Genomic DNA, 19,435 nt, shown 5'->3' on the forward strand with positions numbered 1-19,435 from the left:
GGTCACCGCAGCAGGAGTAGCACCGCCGCACCGAGGGTCCCCCTCGTGACGAGCAGCAGGAGTGCGTAGCGAAGTGTCGTCGGCCAGCCTGCGGATGAGGCGGCGAGCAGGGCGTCGTGCGTGGTCCCCCGGGTGACGTTCACAGTCAGGACCTTCCAGTGGCGGGCCTAGAACTGCTACGGGCCTCGATCGCGCACGCTGGGGTCGCTGGCCGCCTGGCCTACGGCCGACCTCAAGATCGCCGTGGAAGTGGCTGTTCCTGCACGTCTACCCCGCACCAGGGGCAGGTCGAAGATCTAGCCACACTGGCGAGACTGACGAGCACCACGCTCGCCCGACGCTTCGCTGCGCTAATCAGCCGAACGCCAATGGTCCACCCGGCCTAGCGGCGGATAGCCGCCGCCCGACTCCAGCGCACCGACAGCCCGCCATCGCGCGTGAAGTCGACGCGCGCCGTGCATGTCCTCGCATGTATTGAATGCCGTCCGGCGCCCTGCCAGGGCAATACGGCATCGAACCGCACCATAGGAGTGATCTGATGCTTTCCGAAACCGATCAAGTAAAGAGTCGAGCAACCCAGAACCGGCCCCCCGATTATCCCACCGAGGAGGCATGCACTAGAATTCATCGACTAAATCTCGAAATTGGACATGGATGGCGATATGCAGCTGGTTAAGTCGATACGAGTGGAAAATTTTCGCTCGATCCGCCTGATCGAGATCGACTCACCCGGCGATTACAATCCCATCGTCGGATTGAACAGTTCAGGAAAGTCCAATGTCCTAAGGGCACTAAACCTTTTCTTCAACAACATCGTCGACGAAGACAGTCGCGAACTGAACTTGATTCGCGACTTCTCAGACTACGCCCCCACAGGGAAGAAGAAGTATATAACATCGCATCCACTTTCAAGGTTCGAAAGCAGGATGACTTCCTCAATTCGCATAACCTAAAAGAATCCATCGCGATCACTCGAACTTGGACCCTGGACAGCCAGGGTCAATCGATGATAGATAGCTACTCATTCGGAAATAGTTTCTCTTCTTTGAAGCCAGCCGAGAGCACCGAGGTACCAAACCTCCTGCTCTTTATCAGAGCCGTCCAGTTCAGGTATATCCCGAATCACGCCCGCCCAGCAGACCTAATTCGCCAGTTCGCCCAACCGCTTCGCGCCGAACTAATCAAGCGGCTCCAAGGAACGCAGGAATACCGACAAGGTGCAGTCGCCGACCTCATGTCAGCGCTGTCACGCACCGGCGATCAGATGTTTGCAGACGTATCCGCCAGCGTAGGATCCGGGATAACAAATCTCTCAGTTAACGCGACACTACCCACAGACTTTGCCGAACTCGCGTTTGAGGTGGCGCTCCAGTCCGTTTCGAACGGAAGGGGTCGCTCTCCGGAAATGGAAGGATCGGGCGCGCAGTCATTTATCCTCCTGCACATCTTGAACCTCGTCGACCGTGTATCTCGCGGACGTGCGTTCGGCTGGGTACAAGCGAGCATTTGGGCGATAGAAGAGCCCGAGTCATTTCTCCACTCAGGCCTGCGTTCACGATTCGCAACAGACCTCGCTCGATACGCAGATGACCCTCGTCGACAGATATTCGCAACCACACATCAGGATGAATTTGTACGAGTGGCCCCGATGGCCTGGATTGTCTCCCAAGGAGCGAGTGGATCCAGGGTAGAATGTCTACCCGCGAAAGAGACATTGGCAAAATCTACCAGGATGGCCATTACCTCGTACCGCCACCCGTTGCTCGAGTACCCCGATATTCCCATAGTCGTGGTCGAGGGAAGATTCGACGAGATATACCTAGGCGCCGCCGTTCGAGAGACAGGAATTCGGCCTCGCTGGAGAATACTTTCTCCAGACGATTCCTTTGGAGATGGCACCGCCGGCGACGCGTTAAAATCTTATCTGAAATTCAATCAATCAGCATTGAAGGCCCGGCCACTCTCCGCTCCAATCCTAGTACTTCGCGATTGGGAATCAAAGGATGTCGGCACCTACAGGAATCTACTGCAAGCACACCCTTACTCGAGCGCTATTGCAACGCCAGAGTCCATGACGAATCCCGAGCTCGGACCTTCTTTCGTTGGCATTGAACGCTATCTCGGAACTAAATTTGTCGTGAAGACAATAGGAAGAAAAGACCTGCTAAAAAGATCAAACGGTGACGAGTTCTACGAAATTTCAAAGTCAACCCTCTCAACGGGTAAACGCAGGCTGTCCGACGCGGTGCTTCGCGGAGAACCTGCCGGAACGTATCTCGGCGAGCTTGCAAAATGGCTAAACGGCGAAGTAGGGAAATTGGTCGACCAGGTTCCAGCAAGCGAATTCGTCAAGTAATCGCGATCTCCAACCCCAAAGCTGCGTACTGTCAGACTGAATCAGCCCAGCAGCATGGGCGCGGCGAGGAACTGCTCCGGGATCGCGAAGGCGTCCACCAGCGCACGCGCGTGCGGACGCAGCTCCGCGCACAGCCCGTTGACCGCGGCGGTCACGGCCTTCGAGCGCGAAGCCGTGAGGCGGCCGTGCTCAAGGAACCACGCGCGGTCCTCCTCGATGGCCGACAGGGCGTACAGGTCGCAGACTCGCTCCAGCAGCGCCTTCGCCTCCGCGTCCTCGCACGACGAGACCGCGCGTGCGAAAGCGTCCAGCACCAGGCGGTCGACGTGCACGCGGCCGGCGCGCAGCACGTGGTCCTGCGCCGCGTTGAACACGCCGAACGGGTCGTCCGCCGCCTTGCGCAGCCGGTTCGCGACGCCCTCCAGGACGTGCTCCTCCCGGTCCTCGAACAGCTTCTGCTGCCACTCACGGTCGAACAGCACGTCGCCGTCGTCGGATTCGGTCAGGCGCTCCACGACCTGGCGGGCGGCGGTGCGTTCGAGCACCGCGCCCACCAGCTGTTCCGCGACGAACCGCGCCGTCGCCAGCGGGCTGAGGTCTTCGAAATACTCCTTGTACTGCGTCAGCAGGCCCTTCGCGACCAGTTGCAGCAACACGGTGTTGTCGCCCTCGAACGTGGTGAACACGTCGGTGTCGGCCTTCAGCCCGGCGAGCAGATTCTCCGACAGGTAACCGGCACCGCCGCAGGCCTCGCGCGCGGCCTGGATCGTGCGCGTCGCGTGCCAGGTGTTGAACGCCTTCAGTCCCGCGGCGCGCGCCTCCAGCTCACGCTGCTCCTCCTCCGACGCGTCCGACGGGATGTCATGCAGCTTCGAGACAAGCTCCTCCTGCGCGAAGTGCAGCGCGTACGTCTTCGCCAGCGCGGGCAGTAGTTTCCGTTGGTGGCCGAGGTAATCGAGGATGACCACCTCGTCGCCGTCCGGACGCTTGAACTGGCGTCGCTGCTCTCCGTAGCGGATCGCCAACGCGAGCGCGCGCTTCGTGGCGTTGCCCGCGCTGCCGCCGACGCTGACCCGGCCGCGGATGAGCGTGCCCAGCATGGTGAAGAAGCGCCGGCCGTCGCTCTCGATCGGGCTGGAGTAGGCGCCGTCCTCGGCGACGTCACCGAAGCGGTTCAGCAGCGCCTCGCGCGGGACGCGGACGCGGTCGAAGGTCAACCGTCCATTGTCGACACCGTTGAGGCCCGCTTTACGGCCGCAGTCCTCGATTGTGACGCCGGGCGCCGGCGTGCCGTCAGCGTCGCGGATCGGCACCAGGAAGGCATGCACGCCACGGGATTCGCCGCCGGTCACGAGCTGGGCGAAGACGACGGCCAGCCGCCCGTCGCGCGCCGCGTTGCCGATGTATTCCTTGGTGGCGCCCGAATCCGGGCTGTGCACCACGAACTCGCGCGCTGCCGGGTCGTAGGTCGCGGTGGTGTGCAGGTTCTGGACGTCGGAGCCGTGGCCGTGCTCCGTCATCGCGAAACAGCCGAGGGTGCTGAGATCCATGATGCCGCGCAGGTACTTCTCGTGGTGCCGCTCGGTGCCGAGCAGTTGCACCGCGCCGCCGAACAGGCCCCACTGCACCCCGGCCTTGACCATCAGTGAGAGGTCGCCGAAGCCGAGCATTTCGAACGACGTCACCGAGCCGCCGACGTCGTTCCCACCGCCGTACGCGACGTCGAAACCGAGCCCCGGCTGGTCGGTCCGCGCCAGCCGGCGGAGGTTTTCCAGCACCTGCGCGCGGTGCGCCTCGATGTCGAGATTGGCCGGATCGCTGAAGTCCTCGGCCGCCATCTGCGCGCGCACCTCGCGCCGGAGCCCGGCCCAACGGCCGTCCAGGACGGCGGTCAACGCGCCGGGGTCCACTTTGGTCGGAACGGCAGGGATGTCCACGGCTCCTCCGATGCGGCTGCGTTACTGCTCGTTTTGCCACCTATAAGGAAGACTGCCCCACCGCGACGACCCCCGCAGGCCGAGGTGAGAAGGAAGACTCGATCGTTTGGCCTGGGCACGGCCGGGGAAACGGCGGCAAAGGGGTCCGCCCGGAGCCCGGCACGGGTTGCGGTACCGCAGCAGCTGGCCTGGCAGTGAAGGGGACTTTCGCCGCTCCGGGCGCGCGAAGGGGACTCTTGCTCGTACGCGCGAAGGGGACGCTCACGGCCGCCACGTGCGAAAGGTGACCCTCGCCGCCGCGCGCGAAAGGGACTCTCGCTGCGGGCCGCGTGACGGGAACCCTCGAGCGCACGCGCGAAGGAGGAATCCTCGCCGCTGGCGCACGCGAAGGGGACTCTCAGCCGCGCGAAAGGGACTCTCGCCGCAGGCCGCACGCGAAGGGAACTCTCGGCTGCACGTGCGAAGGGGGATCCTCGCCGCTGCCGCATGTGAAGGGACTCTCACTGCAGGCCGCGCGCGATAGGAGATCTCGGCCGCATGTGTGGCAGGGATCCTCACCACACGCCACGCAGGAAAGGGACTTTCGCCACTGCCGCATACGAAGAGGACCCTCGCCCGCGCGTACGAAGGGGACTCTCACCACACGCCGTGGGAAGGTGGGCCCTCGGCCACGCGTACGAACGGGGACCCTCGCCACACGCCGTGCGAAGGAGGGTCCTCGGCCACGCGTACGAAAGGGGGCTCTCGGCCGCGCTAACGGGACCCTCACCCGCGTACGAAGAGGGCCACACGCCACACGCGACAGGAGCCCTCGGCCGCGACAGGGAACCTTGCCGCACGCCCGCGCACGAAGGGACTTCGCCGCTGCCTCGCGTGAAGGGGACTCTCGCTGCACGCCGCGTGCGAGGAGGGGCCCTCGGCAGCACCTGCGAAAGGAGCCCTCGCCACACCGCGCGCGAAAGGACTCTCGGCTGCGCGCTAAGGGGACACTCGCTGCACGCCACGCGCGAAAGGGACTTTCGCTCGCGCGTGTAAGCGAAAGGGACACTCGCTCGTGCGCGCGAAGGGGACCCTCCGCCGCGTGCGAGGGTCCCCTTCGGGGCGGCTCAGGCCAGGTCTGGGCCTTTTGCCCGTAGGTCGTCGACCTTGGTCATGGCCTCGCGTAGGTCGGCGAGCCAGGTGTCGGCGTGTTCGCCTACCAGGCGGACGGCCCAGACCAGGGCTTCCGAGCGGGAGCGCGCGACGCCTGCGTCCACCAAGGTGTCGAGGATCAGGCGCTCCGGCTGTCGCAGGCGGGTCATCACCGGGGCCGACAGTGTTGTGAAGAGGACTTTCGTGCCGCCGAGCTTCGCGCCCCAGGCGACCTTTCGCTGGTAGCGGTGCTCGGCCTGGCGGGCGATCTCGATGCGCTCGTCGCGGGTCTCCTCGCGGAATCGGCTGATTCGGCCGTCCTCGGCGGCCGCGCGGGCCGCGTCGTCGGCGTATTCGCCGGTCAGGGCGGGCAGTTCGCCCACGATGACGATCTCCTCGCGGTCGGCCGTGACCTCCGGCGCGCCCGTGAACCAACCGTCCGGGAGGCGTCCGCCCAGCCAGGCGGCCGCGTCTTCGGCCGACGGCACCTCGCCCTGTGACCAGCCGCCGCGGCCCTTCCAACCTCGTCCCATGTGTCCCACCACCCTGAAATACGTGCGATTACATGATTACAACGTCACCGACGCTACGCCGAATACCGGCATCACAGGGCGGTGTTCACCAGGGGCGGAAACTCAGCGTCGCAGCTGGGCCAGCAGGTCTTCCGCCGAAGTCACCGGGCGGTCGCAGACGTAACCGCGGCAGACGTACGCCGCCGGCGCGCCCGAGACCAGCGGGCGGTCCGCCAGCAGCGGGACCCCCGGCGCGTCCGGAGCGCCGCCGAGGACCACGCCACCCCCGTGGACGTGACGCGCGGCGGCGCTGACCAGCTCGGGCGCCGAGCCGACGACCGCGACCTGCACCGGGCCCGACTGCGCGGCCTCCGCGACCGAAAGCCAGTGCCCGGCGAACCGCGGCGCCCGCGTCGCCAGCAGCCCGACGCGGCGCAGCGCAAGCTCGGCGGCGTCCCGGTAGCGCGCGGCCTGCTCGTGGCCGGCCAGCGCCGACGCCGTCAGCAGAGCGCCCGCCAGCGCGGACGCACCCGAGGGGCTCGCGTTGTCCGTGGGGTCGGAGGGGCGCTGGACCAGGGATTCGGCGTCGTCCGCGGTGTCGTAGTACGCGCCGTCCGCGGTCTCGGACGCGAAGTGCGCCAACGCGAGGTCGAGCAGCCGCGTCGCCTCGGTGAGCCACTGCGGTTCGCCAGTGGCCTGGTGCAGCGCCAGCAAACCGTCGGCGAAGCAGGCGTAATCCTCGAGCACCCCGGCGGAGCCGCCGACGACGCCGTCTCGCGAGCTGCGCCGCAGCCGACCGCCGACCACGTGCACGTCGAGCAGCAACGAGGCCGCGCCGCGCGCCAGCTCGATCCACTGTGGACGGTCCAGGGCCACGCCCGCCTCGGCCAGCGCCGTGATCGCGAGCCCGTTCCACGCCGCGACGACCTTGTCGTCCCGCCCCGGTTGCGGGCGTGTGGCCCGCTCGGCCAGCAATGCCCGCCGGATCCGCTCGTAACGCTCGGAATCGGGGTCGTCGAGCAGGCGCAGCGTGGAGGCGCCCTCCTCGAAGGTGCCGGACTCCGTGACGCCGAACAGCCCGGCTGCCCACGCGCCGTCTTCGTCACCGAGCACGGAACGCAGCTGCTCCGGCGTCCAGACGTAGGTGAGGCCCTCGACGCCGTCCGTGTCCGCGTCGAGCGAAGCGGCGAACCCACCGTGGGGCGTACGCAGGTCCGTGGCCAGGAACTCAGCGACCCCTTCGGCGACGCGCTGGGCGAAGGCCGAGCCGCGCCGGGCCAGGTGCGCGTAGACACGCAGCAGCAAAGCGTTGTCGTACAACATCTTCTCGAAGTGCGGCACGGTCCACCCGGCGTCCACCGAGTACCGCGCGAAGCCGCCGGCCAGCTGGTCGTGGATGCCGCCGCGGGCCATCGCGTCGGCCGCCGACTCCGCCAGCGCGAGCGCCTCGGCCGAGCCGGTGCGCTCGTGGTGGCGCACCAGGAACTCCAGCACCATCGACGGCGGGAACTTGGGCGCGCCGCCGAAGCCGCCGTTCACCGCGTCGGCCTCCTCACCGAGCTTTCGCGCGGCGGCGGCCAGCACCTCGGCGTCCACCGCTGACTCCGGCAGCGGGCCGCCCTGCTCGGTGAGGTGCCCGATGATCTGCTTCGCGCTCGTGCGCAGGTCCTCCGGCCGCTCGGTCCACGCCTCGGCGACGGCGACCAGGAGCTGGCTGAACGACGGCATGCCCGCCCGCGGCGACGGCGGGTAGTAGGTGCCGCAGTGGAACGGTTCGCCCTCTGGGGTGAGGAAACACGTCATCGGCCAGCCGCCCTGACCGGTCATCGCCTGCGTGGCGGCCATGTAGACGGCGTCGACGTCCGGCCGCTCCTCGCGGTCCACCTTGATGTTCACGAAGTGCGCGTTCATCAGCGCCGCGGTGCCCTCGTGCTCGAAGGACTCGTGCGCCATCACGTGACACCAGTGGCAGGCCGCGTAGCCGACCGAAAGCAGGATCGGCACGTTGCGCCGGCGCGCCTCGGCCAGCGCTTCGGCACCCCACTGCCACCAGTCCACGGGATTGTCCGCGTGCTGCAGGAGGTACGGGCTGGTGGCGTCCGCCAGACGGTTCGGCATGGTTACCAGGGTGTCATCCACCCGGTCCGGCGCCGTCGCCGGACCGCTTCAGGGTCAGTCGGTCTTCGACGGGCTCGAGCTCGACTTGTCGACCGGTTTCGCTTCGTCTTCCTCGGGCTGGGGAGCCGGCTCCGAGCTCTCCTCGGGCGCCTTCTCCTCCGTGTCGAAGCTCGCCGGCACCTTCTTCAGGTGCTTGCTCATCGACCGCACCAGGAAGACGACGGCGATCAGGAACAGGATCAGCACCAGCAGGCCGACGGGGGACGACTTGCCGAAGTCCTCACCCTGGCCGCCGTTGTCCCCGCTGTCCGGCTGCTGCGCCAGGAACAGGGCCGACGCCGTGAGCGGGACCACCGCGACGGCCGGCACACCGAAACTCATGGGCTCACCTTCTCCTTGATGCCGGCGAACAGGTCGTCCTCCGGCAGCGTGCTGTCCACCAGGGAGCGGTTCAGCTCGTACTCCTCGGTCGGCCACGTCTCGCGCTGCACGTCGAGCGGGACCGCGAACCATCGGCTGGTCGGGTCGATCTGCGTGGCGTGCGCCTTCAGCGCCTCGTCCCGCACCTCGAAGTATTCACCGCACTCGACGCGCGTGGTAACCCGCTCCATGATGTCGGGCCGGTCGGCGGGCCAGGACTTCAGCCACTCCTCGTACGGCGAGGGCTGGCCGAGGGCCTTCAGGGCCGTGTCGAAGGCGACCATGCGGGCCTTGGAGAAGCCGTGCCCGTAGTACAGCTTGAGCGGCTGCCACGGCTCACCGGCCTCGGGGAACCGCTCCGGGTCGCCGGCCGCGTCGAAGGCCGCCATCGACACCTCGTGGGTGCGGATGTGGTCCGGGTGCGGGTAGCCGCCGTTCTCGTCGTAGGTGGTCATCACGTGCGGCCGGAACTCGCGGATCACGCGGACCAGCGCCTCGGTGGACTCCTCCAGCGGGACCACGGCGAACGAGCCCTCGGGCACCGGCGGCAGCGGGTCGCCCTCGGGCAGCCCGGAGTCGATGAAGCCGAGCCAGCGGTGGCTGACCCCGAGGATCTTCGCGGCGGTCGCCATCTCCTCGCGCCGGATCTCCGACATGTTGGCGAGCACCTCCGGCCGGTCCATCGCCGGGTTGAGGATGCTGCCCGCTTCACCGCCCGTGCAGGTCACCACCATCACCTCGTGGCCCTCGGCCACGTATTTGGCCATGGTGGCGGCGCCCTTGCTCGACTCGTCGTCGGGGTGCGCGTGCACCGCCATGAGACGCAGGTTCCGGTTGTCGTCGCTCGTCAGCTCGTCAGCTCGCACCATGCTCGGAACGACCCCTTCGTGTGCCTTTATTCCGTCGTACCCCGCCCCGGCTCCGCGGCGCCGGACGGGCTCGCGGATACTCGACTGCGGGTGGTGCCCGCGTCGGCCCCGCCCCCCATTGTCCCCACGGGTACGACAAGAACGACCGGAGGCCCGGATTTGCAGACCGGAGACGTCGTGACCACCGAGGGTGGCGCCCGTCCGGCACCGCCCGCGGACCGGTACGGCACGGTCGGCCGGAGCGGTTCCCGGCGCTGGCGGCGATGGTTGTTCACCGGCATCGCGGTGGTCGTGAGCTGCGTGATCGCCTGGGTGGCGTACGTGAACCTCGGCGACGCCCCGATCGACGCCGAGCGCGTCGCGTTCGAGGACCGCCCGGGCAACGCGATGGAGATCACGATCAACGTCACGCGCGACCAGCCCGACAAGGCCGGGGTCTGCGTCGTCCGCGTGCGGGACCGGGCGGGCGCGGAAAGCGGCCGACGGGAAGTACTGGTCCCCGCCGGGGCCGGGCACAGCCGGGTGAGCGTGGTGGTGAAGAGCATCGGGATGCCGGTGACCGCCGACGTGTACGGCTGCTCGTACGACATACCACGGTATATGTCAACCCCATAGCGGCCAACGGGGTGATGTGCGCGGCGAGCGACCGCGCCACGTGGGAATTGACCGGCGTCGCGTAGTCATGCCGTGATACGCTGATTCACCAGCACGGCCCGAGGCGGGCCGTGTTTTTCCTTTATCTCAGGCCGCGCGGGCAATCCTTGTTCGCGCGGTGGCCGGCTTGTACACCCAAGCCTGGCAGGCCCGACGAGGAGATGGTGACCGTGAGCGACACCAAGGTGACCTGGCTGACCCAGGATGCCTACGACAGGCTCAAGCACGAGCTCGACGAAATGATCGAGAATCGTCCGGTCATCGCAGCGCGTATCAACGACAGCCGCGAAGAGGGAGACCTCAAGGAGAACGGCGGCTACCACGCCGCACGCGAGGAGCAGGGCCAGGCCGAGGCCCGCATCCGCCACCTCCAGGAGCTGCTGCGCGCGGCCAAGGTCGGCGAGGCGCCCGAGGACGACGGCACCGCCGGCCCCGGCAAGGTCCTGACCGTGCGCTACGACGGGGACGACGACGACGAGAAGTTCCTGCTCGCCACCCGTGAAGAGGGCGCCGAGGGCGGGATCGACGTGTACTCCCCGGAGTCGCCGCTGGGCAAGGCCCTGCTCGGCGCCAAGGAGGGCGAGGCCCGCCAGTACGAGCTGCCCAACGGCAAGATCCAGAAGGTCACCCTGGTCAAGGCCGTGCCCTACAGCGAAGCCTGATCTCCCGGGGCGAGCGCGTTCGGCGCGTTCGCCCCGGTCTAGCGTGGTTCCCGGGAGCAAAACCGGGAGGAAGCCACGATGAGCAGCGAACCGATGTGCCTCGCCTGCGGCATGCAGTACGCCGGGCCGAGGGACGACTGCCCGGTCTGCGAGGACGAGCGCCAGTACGTCCCGGCCGCCGGCCAGCGGTGGACGGATCTGGCCACGCTGCGCGAGAGCAGGTCGTACCGCCCGCGGGTGCAGGAGCAGGGCCCGGGCATCGTCGGCGTCGGATCGGACCCGAAGTTCGCGATCGGCCAGCGCGCCCTGCTCGTGCGCGCGGAGTCCGGCAATTTCCTGTGGGACTGCGCCGCATACCTCGACGACGCGCTGGTCGCGAAGATCACCGAACTCGGCGGCCTCACCGGCATCGCGATCAGCCACCCGCACTACTACACGACGATGGTGGAGTGGGCGCGCGCCTTCGACGTGCCCGTCTACCTGCACGAGGACGACCAGCAGTGGATCGGGCGGCCCGACCCGTCGATCAAGCTGTGGTCCGGCGCCACCCTCGACGTGGCCGACGACCTGCGGCTGCTGAACCTGGGCGTGCACTTCGCGGGCGGAACCGTGCTGCACTGGCCGGCTGGTGAGAACGGGCGCGGCGCGCTGCTCTCGGGCGACATCGTGCAGGTCGTGCCGGACCGCACGCACGTCGGCTTCATGTACAGCTACCCGAACCTGATCCCGGAACGGCCGAGTGTCGTGCGCCGGGCCGCGGAGCTGCTCGAGCCGTACCGCTTCGAGGCGATCTACGGCGCGTGGTGGGACGCGGTCGTGCGCTCCGACGGGCACGAGGTCGTCCAGCGCTCGGCCCGGCGGTATCTCGCCCACGCGCTGGAAACGCTGTAGGGCTCAGGAGTCTCGCCGCGCGGTGCGCTCCAGCAGCGGGCGCACGCGCGGCGGCACCGGCGTCGAAAGGGCGATCGAGGTCGACGTGCGCAGGACGTCGGTCACGCCGACCACCTCGTCGATCACCCGCTGCAGGTCGTCGTTGTCCCGCGCGACCAGCCGGACGAACAGGTCGCCCTGCCCGGTCGTCGCGTGCACCTCGCACACCTCGTCGATCGCCGCGAGCGCCTCGGCGACCCCGGAACGCTTGCCCTGCGCGATTTCCAGCACGGCGAACGCGGTGAGGCTGTAGCCCATCGCCGCGAGGTCGAGCTCCGGCGGGAAGCCGCCGAGGACGCCGCGCTCGGTCAGCCGGTCGAGCCGCGCCTGCACCGTGCCCCGGGCCACGCCGAGCCGGCGCGCGCACTCCAGCACGCCGAGGCGCGGCGAGTCGGTGAGCAGCAGCAGGAGCCGCGCGTCGAGCGAGTCCAGCATCGTCATCTCCCTGCGCAGGTTGTCCAGGATGACCTTCGGCTATCCGGTTCTACTGGTCAGCCTGTGCAGCGTAATCGACGACCGTTGCTCATCTTGCCCTTCACCACGGATGCTTCCTGACATGACCAACACCATGGATCCGCAGAGCGCGCTCGACGACGTCAGCTACGACCAGCTCCGCCAGCTCGTCGGCCTGGTCGACCACGACGCGGCCGCCGACCCGTTCCCGGTCAAGTCCCTCGACGCGGTGGTGTTCGTCGCCGGCAACGCGACGCAGACCGCCTGGTTCTACCAAGTCGCGTTCGGGATGCGCCTCGTCGCGTACTCGGGCCCGGAGACGGGGCACTTCGACCGCAAGTCGTTCGTGCTGAAGTCCGGCTCGGCGCGGTTCGTCATCACCGGCGGGGTGCAGCCCGGCTCCCCGCTGCTGGACCACCACCGCCGGCACGGCGACGGCGTCATCGACCTGGCGCTGGAGACCACCGACGTCGACAAGTGCGTGGCGCACGCCCGCGCGGAGGGCGCGACGATCCTGGAGGAGCCGCACGACGTCTCCGACGAGCACGGCACCGTGCGGATGGCCGCGATCGCCACGTACGGCGAGACCCGCCACTCGCTGATCGACCGGTCCCGCTACACCGGCGTCTACCTGCCCGGCTACGAGCCGCGCGAGAGCGCCGTCAAGCGTCCCGAGGGCGCGCCGAAGCGGCTGTTCCAGGCCGTGGACCACTGCGTGGGCAACGTCGAACTCGGCAAGATGGACTACTGGGTCGACTGGTACCACCGTGTGATGGGCTTCGTGAACATGGCGGAGTTCGTCGGCGACGACATCGCCACCGACTACTCGGCGCTGATGAGCAAGGTGGTGTCGAACGGCAACCACCGGGTCAAGTTCCCGCTCAACGAGCCGGCCGTGGCGAAGAAGAAGTCGCAGATCGACGAGTACCTGGAGTTCTACGAGGGCGCGGGCTGCCAGCACATCGCGCTCGCCACCAACGACATCATCCAGACCATCACCGCCATGCGCGCCGCGGGCGTCGAGTTCCTCGACACGCCGGACTCCTACTACGAGGACCCGGAGCTGCGCGCGCGGATCGGCGAGGTGCGGGTGCCGATCGAAACGTTGAAGGAGCACAAGATCCTCGTCGACCGCGACGAGGACGGCTACCTGCTGCAGATCTTCACCCAGCCGATCGGCGACCGCCCGACGGTGTTCTACGAGCTCATCGAGCGGCACGGCTCGCTCGGCTTCGGCAAGGGCAACTTCAAGGCCCTGTTCCAGGCGATCGAGCGTGAGCAGGAGCGCCGCGGCAACCTCTGACACCCCAGTAGCGAACGGCCCGCTCGTGACGAATTCGTCGCGAGCGGGCCGTTCGCTACTTTGCGCTACTTCTCGCCACCCAAAGTGCGTGGTTTAGGCTTGTTTGAGCCGATTGACCGAGATGCGAAACTGGACTGATCGGCGCAATTCGGGCTGAACCGGAACCGGCCGCGCGCCGGGACCGTCACTGTGGGGAAGTCAGCGAATCAGACAGGGGGGCCGATGCCGGACAGCGTCGACGCCAGCCAGCAGATGGTGGACGGCTGGGCACGCCAGCTCAAGGAGACCGCCGCGCGCTACCAGGCGATGGCCGAGCGCGTGCAGGGCCAGACCGTCACCGAGCGGTCGAAGGACCGCCTGGTCGAGGTGACCGTGGATGCCAAGGGGCTGCTGAAGAACCTGGTGATCGCGGAGTCCGCGAACGGCAAGCGGATGGCCGAGGTGTCCGCCCAGGTGATGCAGCTCGTGCAGAAGGCGCAGTCACGGATTCCCGAGCTGCTGCAGCAGGCCGCGGCGGAGACCGTCGGGGCTGGCGGCACCACGGACGCGTTGGTGGAGAAGGCGAAAGGCTCGTTCCCGGCGCCGCCGGAGGAGCCCGCCGCGGCCGAACCCGATCACGGGCGGCGGTTTCTGCCCGAGGACACGGAGCCGCCGCGGCAGGCCCCGCCTCCGCCACCGGTGGCGCCGCCGGCACCGCGTCGTCGCCGGTCCCGGACGGACGACGATGACGACAACTTCGGCGGACCCATCCTTTCCTGACGTTCGCGGCCATTCCAGGGGGACGTAACTCATGGCACCAAAGGGATTCGAGGTCGGCACCGACCTCGAAGCGCATGCCCGGCAGCTCGACGCGCTCAGCGACGCGCTGCAGCAGGCCGTCGACGCCGCGAACCAGGTCAGCATGCCCACGGACGCGTACGGCATCCTCTGCCAGCCGTTCCGGATGATGCTCGACCCGGTGGAGGAGTACGGCATCAACGCGCTCAAGGACACCGTCACCGCGATGGACGCGCAGGCGCAGAAGGTGCGCGACGCGGCGAAGGCGTACCAGACCTACGAAGGTGACGTCGCGGGCTCGATGAAGGCGGGTGACTGATGGCGGAGGCGAACCCGCTCGTCGTCCAGCCGGAGCAGGACGGCGACGGCCCCGGCCCGCTGACCGCGGGCAACGGGGACTACGGCTACGGCACGGGCATCGGCGTCGCCGAGTCCGCGATGGACGCGTTCAACGGCATCAAGGACGGCGACTGGGTCTCCGGCGGCCTCGGCGTGCTGAGCCTGGCCGGCGAGATCGCGGGCGCGGCGATCGACCCGTTCGGGTATCTGCTTTCGTCCGCGGCGTCGTTCCTGATGGAGCACGTGCAGCCGCTGAAGGACATGCTCGACTCGGTGGCGGGCGACCCGCCGGTGATCCAGTCGTACGCCGAAAGCTGGGGCAACGTCTCGAAGTCGTTGGAGGAACGGCAAACCGAGCTGACGAACGCCGTGAAGACCGGCACTGCGGACTGGACCGGCGACGCCGCCGACGCGTACCGCAAGTCCTCCGCGGAGGCCGCCGAGGCGATCGGCGGGGCGGCGACGGTGGCGAGCGCCATCGGCACGGTGACGATGATCATGGGCGAGGTCGTCGCGTTCGTGCGCGAGACGGTGCGCGACCTGATCGCCGACCTGGTGGGCAAGCTGATCGCGTGGGTGCTGGAGGAGGTCTTCTCCCTCGGCTTCGGCACGCCGGTGGTGATCGCGCAGGCCGTCGCGGCGATCGCCAAGTGGGGCGAGAAGATCAGCGAGCTGCTCACCAAGCTGTGCGACACGATGCGCCGGGTTTCGCCGTTGCTGGGCAAGCTCGCCGACGTTTTCACCAAGATCATCAAGGTTCTCGGCAAACTCGCCGGCAAGGTCACCGGCCTCGATGTGATCAGCACGAAGAACATCAAGGCCGGCGGGTTTCTCCAGCGCGGCGGTTCCGGCGGTTCTGGCGGTTCCGGCGGGCATCACGGCGGCGGGGACGGGGATTCGCCGGGGTCTGGGGCCGGTGGGGCTGATGGTGAGGGCTCGGGGTCTGGGTCGGGGTCTGGGTCGGGTTCGGGGTCGGGTGACTCGGGATCGAGTGGCTCGGGATCGAATGGTTCGGGGTCCAATGGTTCGGGGTCGAATGGCTCGGATTCCGGCAGCTCCGGCTCCGGCGGCGAGGGTTCCGGCTCCGGCGGCGATTCCCCTTCCTCGGGTGGAGGTTCCCGTACCTCGGATAGTGGCAGCTCTTCGTCCACAGGGGACAGGTCTCCGGGTGGTGGCCCGTCCGACCGCTCCACCGGCAATGGCAACCACGGCGACAATGGCCCGTCCGGCGGCGGCAACGGCCCTTCCACCCTCCACGCTGACAACGCTCCGTCCCACGCCACTGGCGGCTCCTCTTCCCATGCCAGCACCGGAAACAGCTCCCCGTCCCACGGCAGCTCCGCGTCACATTCCGGTGGCGGTTCCGTGTCGCACGCGTCCGGTGGTGGGGGTTCGCCGCAGTCCGGTGGGGCGCCGTCGAATGGTGGTTCGGCGGTTCACTCGGGTGGTGGTGGGGCGTCTCATTCCGGTGGTGGCGGTGGTTCCGCAACTCACGCGAGTGGGGACAGCCCGGGTGGTGGTTCGCGTCCGGGTGACAGTTCGACGTCGGCGAGTGGTTATGCGCCGTCTCGGGCGAACGAGGCCACGGCCGGTGCTCCAGCTCCACGCAGTGGTGACTCGCCGGGTGGATCCGCGTCACCGCAAGGACAAACGCCGGCCGGAGGCTCGATGCCTCCTGGTGGCGGTGCTTCGGGCGGCTCGCCGTCCGCCGCTCCTGGTGGTGGCGCTCCTGGTGCCCGCCCCGGCTCCGGTGGCGGCTGGACGGGCACGCCCGGCAGTCCCGGTGCCCACACCTCGCGCACCCCGGACTCGCCCACCGGCCGCCCAGGCCCCGAGCGGACCGCCCCCAGCCAGCGACGTCCCGGCGACGATCCCCGAGCCCGCGGACCCCAACACCCGGGTGACCCCAACACCCACAGTCCCCAGCGGCCCGGCGATGGCACTGGACCCGCGCCTCGGCGGCCGGGTGACGCGCCGGTGCCCGTGGCGCGCGGATCGCAAGGGACCGTGGCCCAGCCGGGCACTCAGCGGCCCGGTGGCGGTCCCGGGGGCACAAGGCCCGGTCCCGAAGGTCCACATCGGACACCCGACGGCAACACTCCCCGCCGCGACACCACGGGCACACCGCATGACGGCACCTCGGGCACACCGGATCACCACAGCCCGGGCACACCCCGCCGCGACACCACGGGCACACCGGATCACCACAGCCCGGGCACACCCCGCCGCGACACCACGGGCACACCGCATCACAGCACCCCAGGCACACCACACCACGACAGCCCAGGCGCACCACATCACGACAGGCCAGGTGCGCAGCACAGCAACACCCCCCATCACGACAGTCCGAGCCAAAACACCCCGCACCACGGCAACCAGCCGGACAGTCACCACGACACCGCGCGCCACGACACCACAAACCACGACAACCCGGGTCACCACAACGAGCCCCTCACCCCCGACGAGGTCAACCGGCACCACGCCGAGAGCACCCCGGCCGGCAGCTCCTATCACCGTGGGGACGCGGACATGGGCGACCTGCCCCATCGCGTTCAGGCGGATCCGGATGGGCGGTTCACTGCTGACGTGCATGTGACGCCGGATGGGCACGCGCGGATCGGCGATCGGCTCTACACGCCGGAGGAGTTCGCGGATGTCTTGCGCCGCAACGGGGACTACGACGGGCGGCCCATTCGGCTGATCGGGTGTGATGCCGGGTCCAATGACTTCGCGCACCGGCTCTCGCGTGAGCTGGACACCGAGGTGATGGCGCCGAACAAGCCGGCGTGGACCGATTCGCACGGGCGCGTTTTCTCGTCCGACTACGAAATCGGGCCGGACGGGCGGATGCGGCCGCGGATTCCGCCGGACGGGGAGTGGTCCGTGCATCGCCCGGACGGGACGTCGCATCACGTCGGGGAGGACGGGTTCGCGCCGGACACCCAGCGCCACGACCCGCATGACGTCGACGCGGACAGCTCCCGGCACCGCGGCGACGAGAACGAACCCGAGGACTGGCGCGACCGGCCCGGGCCCGACGGCCGGACGCCGCGCGAGAACATCGAGGACCCCGAGTACATCGAGAAGCACTACTACGAGACGACCCACAACGGGGTGCGCGAGCTGCGCATCCGGCACTCGGCCGCCGATCCCGAGAACCCGCCGCACCCGCTCGACCTCGTCGACGGCAAGCCGACGTTCAAGCACGACCGGCCCGCCGCCGAATCGCTCGGGTTCGACGAGGGGCGCTCGGCGACGCATCCGCCGCAGCGTGACCAACCGTCGTCGGACCACGAACCGAGCCACGAAGCGGGACACGAAGCGGGACACACAGCGGAAACCGGAGGCCACGACACCCCGAGCACCGAGGGCCACGTGCCCGGCCCGCACTCCGACACCCGCAACTGGCGTGACCACGACTACGACGCCATCGAGGACCGGATCGCCGATCGTGAAGCCAAAAAGGCGATCCTCGACGAGACCCCGGCGGACGACGACGGCTGGAAATCGGCGCACAACGCCAAGAACGACGCCTCGGAGGTCCTCGGCGAGGAGGCTTCCGGCCACGCGGTGCGCGACCGGCTGCACCGCGAGTTCAGCGAGGCCTTCCCGGACGACGACTTCGACGTGCGGCCGCATCCCGACGCGCCGGAGGGCAGCCACCGCTACCAGGTGGTCGACGCCGACGGCAACGTGCGCGCGGACATCACCCCGCGTCACCCGGTCGACGGCGAAAAACCCGGACCCGGCAACTTCGACCACATCTGGGAAGTCGACCACCACGACGGCGGCGAGCCGCACTACATCGTGCACGAGGCGAAAGGCCCCGGCGGCGGGTCGAGCGAGCGCTACCTGCCCGACATCGCCCGCACCTACAAACAGGGCCACCCCGCCTACTTCGACGACATCGTCAAGCGGATGGCGCTCACCGACCCCGCACTGGCGGACGCGCTGGAACGTGCGAAGCTCGAGAAGCGGCTCGACTACATCGAGGTGCGCGCGCTCGTCGACGAGTCCGTCACGCCCCATCGCAACCTCGGTTACGATTACAAGCCGTTCAACGGTTACGACTACCAGTCACCGTTGCGGCCGCCCGGTCCGGCACCACGCAGCGAGGAATGAGATCGATGACCACCGTGGAAAGGCACCCGATCGACGTCGACCTGGCGTGGAAGCAGATCGAAGCGCTCTCGCCCCAGGTCGGTTTTTACCTGGACTACGTGGAGAAGGACACCGCCGCGCTCGCGAACGTGCTGCGCCGTGAGCTGATGCTCGCCCAGTACCGGAGCGTGGTCGATCCGGACGCGGGCGACCCCGACACGTGGGACGCCGTCGGGACCGCCGCGCAGGCCGCCGCGGCGATCTTCGCCGCGGCCGGCACGGATGCCGAGGTGGAGGCGGTGGTCGGCCGTCCGATGCGCTTCGCCGGGACCGGGCCGAACGAGCGCGCCGACCCCGGCGCGTGGCTCACCGCCGCCTGGCTCGCCGTCCTCACCCGGGACGACACGCTGATCCAGCAGCTGGCCTCCGTGCCGCTGGAACTCCTGCGGGCGTCCGGAATCGAGCACGACGCGTACCTGTACCCGTGGGTCGAAACCCTGCAAACCTTTCTGTCGCACGGAGAAGTGACGCCGGAGCTGTTCCTGCCGGCGATGGACGGCACAGACCCGGACACGGCCCGGTTCACGCCGCCGGACGCGATGATGCGGCTCGTCTACCCGCCGATCCGGATGTTCTATTACCTGCTCCGGCGCGATTCCGCCAAGTTCGCCGAGGCTTACACCGGCGCGTTGGAGCAGCACCGGGCCTACTGGACCGCGGGCGGCAACGAGGTGCAGCCGGACGGGTTCATCGCGTTCGCGCCGCTGGCGATCGCCGTGCTGGCGCGGTCGGCCGGGATGACCGTGGACGTCCAGTCCGGTTACGCGCCGTCGAACCTGCTCCTGGGCATCCGGCCCGCGGACGGCTGAGCCA

At 68.5% G+C, this 19,435-nt stretch carries 17 protein-coding genes; 10 read left to right on the plus strand and 7 right to left on the minus strand.

From position 1 onward, the window contains the following. Positions 1 to 2 precede the first annotated feature (2 nt). Positions 3 to 143, minus strand: coding sequence for a hypothetical protein (locus tag BMY97_RS46820; protein ID WP_177231148.1), 141 nt, complete (start codon positions 141 to 143; stop codon positions 3 to 5). 519 nt (positions 144 to 662) lie between these two features. On the opposite strand from BMY97_RS46820, the gene BMY97_RS49490 reads away from it, so the two are divergent. Next, positions 663 to 953 carry an AAA family ATPase gene (locus tag BMY97_RS49490; protein WP_177231149.1) on the plus strand — a complete coding sequence of 97 codons (291 nt, stop codon included), beginning with the start codon at positions 663 to 665 and terminating at the stop codon, positions 951 to 953. Between the two features lie 53 nt (positions 954 to 1,006). After that, complete coding sequence (locus tag BMY97_RS45750; RefSeq protein WP_143086107.1) at positions 1,007 to 2,356, plus strand: AAA family ATPase; 1,350 nt, start codon at positions 1,007 to 1,009, stop codon at positions 2,354 to 2,356. A 41-nt stretch (positions 2,357 to 2,397) separates the two neighbouring features. Here the strand turns inward: BMY97_RS45750 and BMY97_RS03220 are convergent, their stop codons facing one another. From BMY97_RS03220 to mca, 5 genes are all read right to left on the minus strand, one after another. Next, a complete protein-coding gene (locus BMY97_RS03220) occupies positions 2,398 to 4,293 on the minus strand; it encodes an acyl-CoA dehydrogenase family protein (RefSeq protein ID WP_091612125.1) in 1,896 nt (631 codons plus the stop codon). Positions 4,294 to 5,399: 1,106 nt separating this feature from the next. Then, positions 5,400 to 5,957, minus strand: coding sequence for a hypothetical protein (locus tag BMY97_RS03225; RefSeq protein ID WP_091612127.1), 558 nt, complete (start codon positions 5,955 to 5,957; stop codon positions 5,400 to 5,402). A 102-nt stretch (positions 5,958 to 6,059) separates the two neighbouring features. Next, on the minus strand, positions 6,060 to 8,054 hold the full coding sequence (locus BMY97_RS03230) for a thioredoxin domain-containing protein (RefSeq protein WP_091612130.1): 1,995 nt from the start codon (positions 8,052 to 8,054) through the stop codon (positions 6,060 to 6,062). Positions 8,055 to 8,108: 54 nt separating this feature from the next. Beyond that, entirely contained in the window at positions 8,109 to 8,435 is a 327-nt protein-coding gene (locus BMY97_RS03235; protein ID WP_091612133.1) for a hypothetical protein, read from the minus strand. Next, positions 8,432 to 9,343, minus strand: a complete 912-nt coding sequence (mca, locus tag BMY97_RS03240; protein ID WP_091612136.1) for a mycothiol conjugate amidase Mca — start codon at positions 9,341 to 9,343, stop codon at positions 8,432 to 8,434. Before mca ends, BMY97_RS03235 begins: the two co-directional genes overlap by 4 nt. A 159-nt stretch (positions 9,344 to 9,502) precedes the next feature. Here mca and BMY97_RS03245 point away from each other — a divergent pair, with 159 nt between their 5' ends. The 3 genes from BMY97_RS03245 (at position 9,503) to BMY97_RS03255 (ending at position 11,550) form a co-directional block, all read left to right on the plus strand. After that, positions 9,503 to 9,958, plus strand: coding sequence for a DUF4307 domain-containing protein (locus BMY97_RS03245; protein ID WP_218156661.1), 456 nt, complete (start codon positions 9,503 to 9,505; stop codon positions 9,956 to 9,958). 200 nt (positions 9,959 to 10,158) lie between these two features. Further along, a complete protein-coding gene (gene greA / locus BMY97_RS03250; RefSeq protein WP_091612138.1) occupies positions 10,159 to 10,659 on the plus strand; it encodes a transcription elongation factor GreA in 501 nt (166 codons plus the stop codon). Positions 10,660 to 10,737: 78 nt separating this feature from the next. Continuing rightward, positions 10,738 to 11,550, plus strand: a complete 813-nt coding sequence (locus BMY97_RS03255; protein ID WP_091612141.1) for an MBL fold metallo-hydrolase — start codon at positions 10,738 to 10,740, stop codon at positions 11,548 to 11,550. A gap of 3 nt (positions 11,551 to 11,553) precedes the next feature. On the opposite strand, the gene BMY97_RS03260 is transcribed toward BMY97_RS03255, so the two are convergent. Beyond that, positions 11,554 to 12,030 (minus strand): Lrp/AsnC family transcriptional regulator, encoded by a 477-nt coding sequence (locus tag BMY97_RS03260; protein ID WP_091612144.1) that lies wholly within the window; start codon positions 12,028 to 12,030, stop codon positions 11,554 to 11,556. 115 nt (positions 12,031 to 12,145) lie between these two features. On the opposite strand from BMY97_RS03260, the gene hppD reads away from it, so the two are divergent. From hppD to BMY97_RS03290, 5 genes are all read left to right on the plus strand, one after another. Beyond that, positions 12,146 to 13,345, plus strand: coding sequence for a 4-hydroxyphenylpyruvate dioxygenase (gene hppD, locus BMY97_RS03265; RefSeq protein ID WP_091612147.1), 1,200 nt, complete (start codon positions 12,146 to 12,148; stop codon positions 13,343 to 13,345). A gap of 222 nt (positions 13,346 to 13,567) precedes the next feature. Further along, positions 13,568 to 14,104, plus strand: a complete 537-nt coding sequence (locus BMY97_RS03270; protein WP_091612149.1) for a YbaB/EbfC family nucleoid-associated protein — start codon at positions 13,568 to 13,570, stop codon at positions 14,102 to 14,104. A gap of 31 nt (positions 14,105 to 14,135) precedes the next feature. After that, positions 14,136 to 14,441, plus strand: a complete 306-nt coding sequence (locus BMY97_RS03275; RefSeq protein ID WP_091612152.1) for a type VII secretion target — start codon at positions 14,136 to 14,138, stop codon at positions 14,439 to 14,441. Then, positions 14,441 to 18,583: a hypothetical protein gene (locus BMY97_RS45755; protein ID WP_143086108.1), complete on the plus strand. Its 4,143-nt coding sequence runs from the start codon at positions 14,441 to 14,443 to the stop codon at positions 18,581 to 18,583. Before BMY97_RS03275 ends, BMY97_RS45755 begins: the two co-directional genes overlap by 1 nt. A 5-nt stretch (positions 18,584 to 18,588) precedes the next feature. Continuing rightward, complete coding sequence (locus tag BMY97_RS03290) at positions 18,589 to 19,431, plus strand: immunity 49 family protein (protein ID WP_091612159.1); 843 nt, start codon at positions 18,589 to 18,591, stop codon at positions 19,429 to 19,431. Positions 19,432 to 19,435 lie beyond the last annotated feature (4 nt).

Origin of the sequence: Amycolatopsis saalfeldensis (assembly GCF_900110575.1) — a bacterium.
In the GTDB taxonomy this organism is placed as follows: Bacteria; Actinomycetota; Actinomycetes; order Mycobacteriales; family Pseudonocardiaceae; genus Amycolatopsis; species Amycolatopsis saalfeldensis.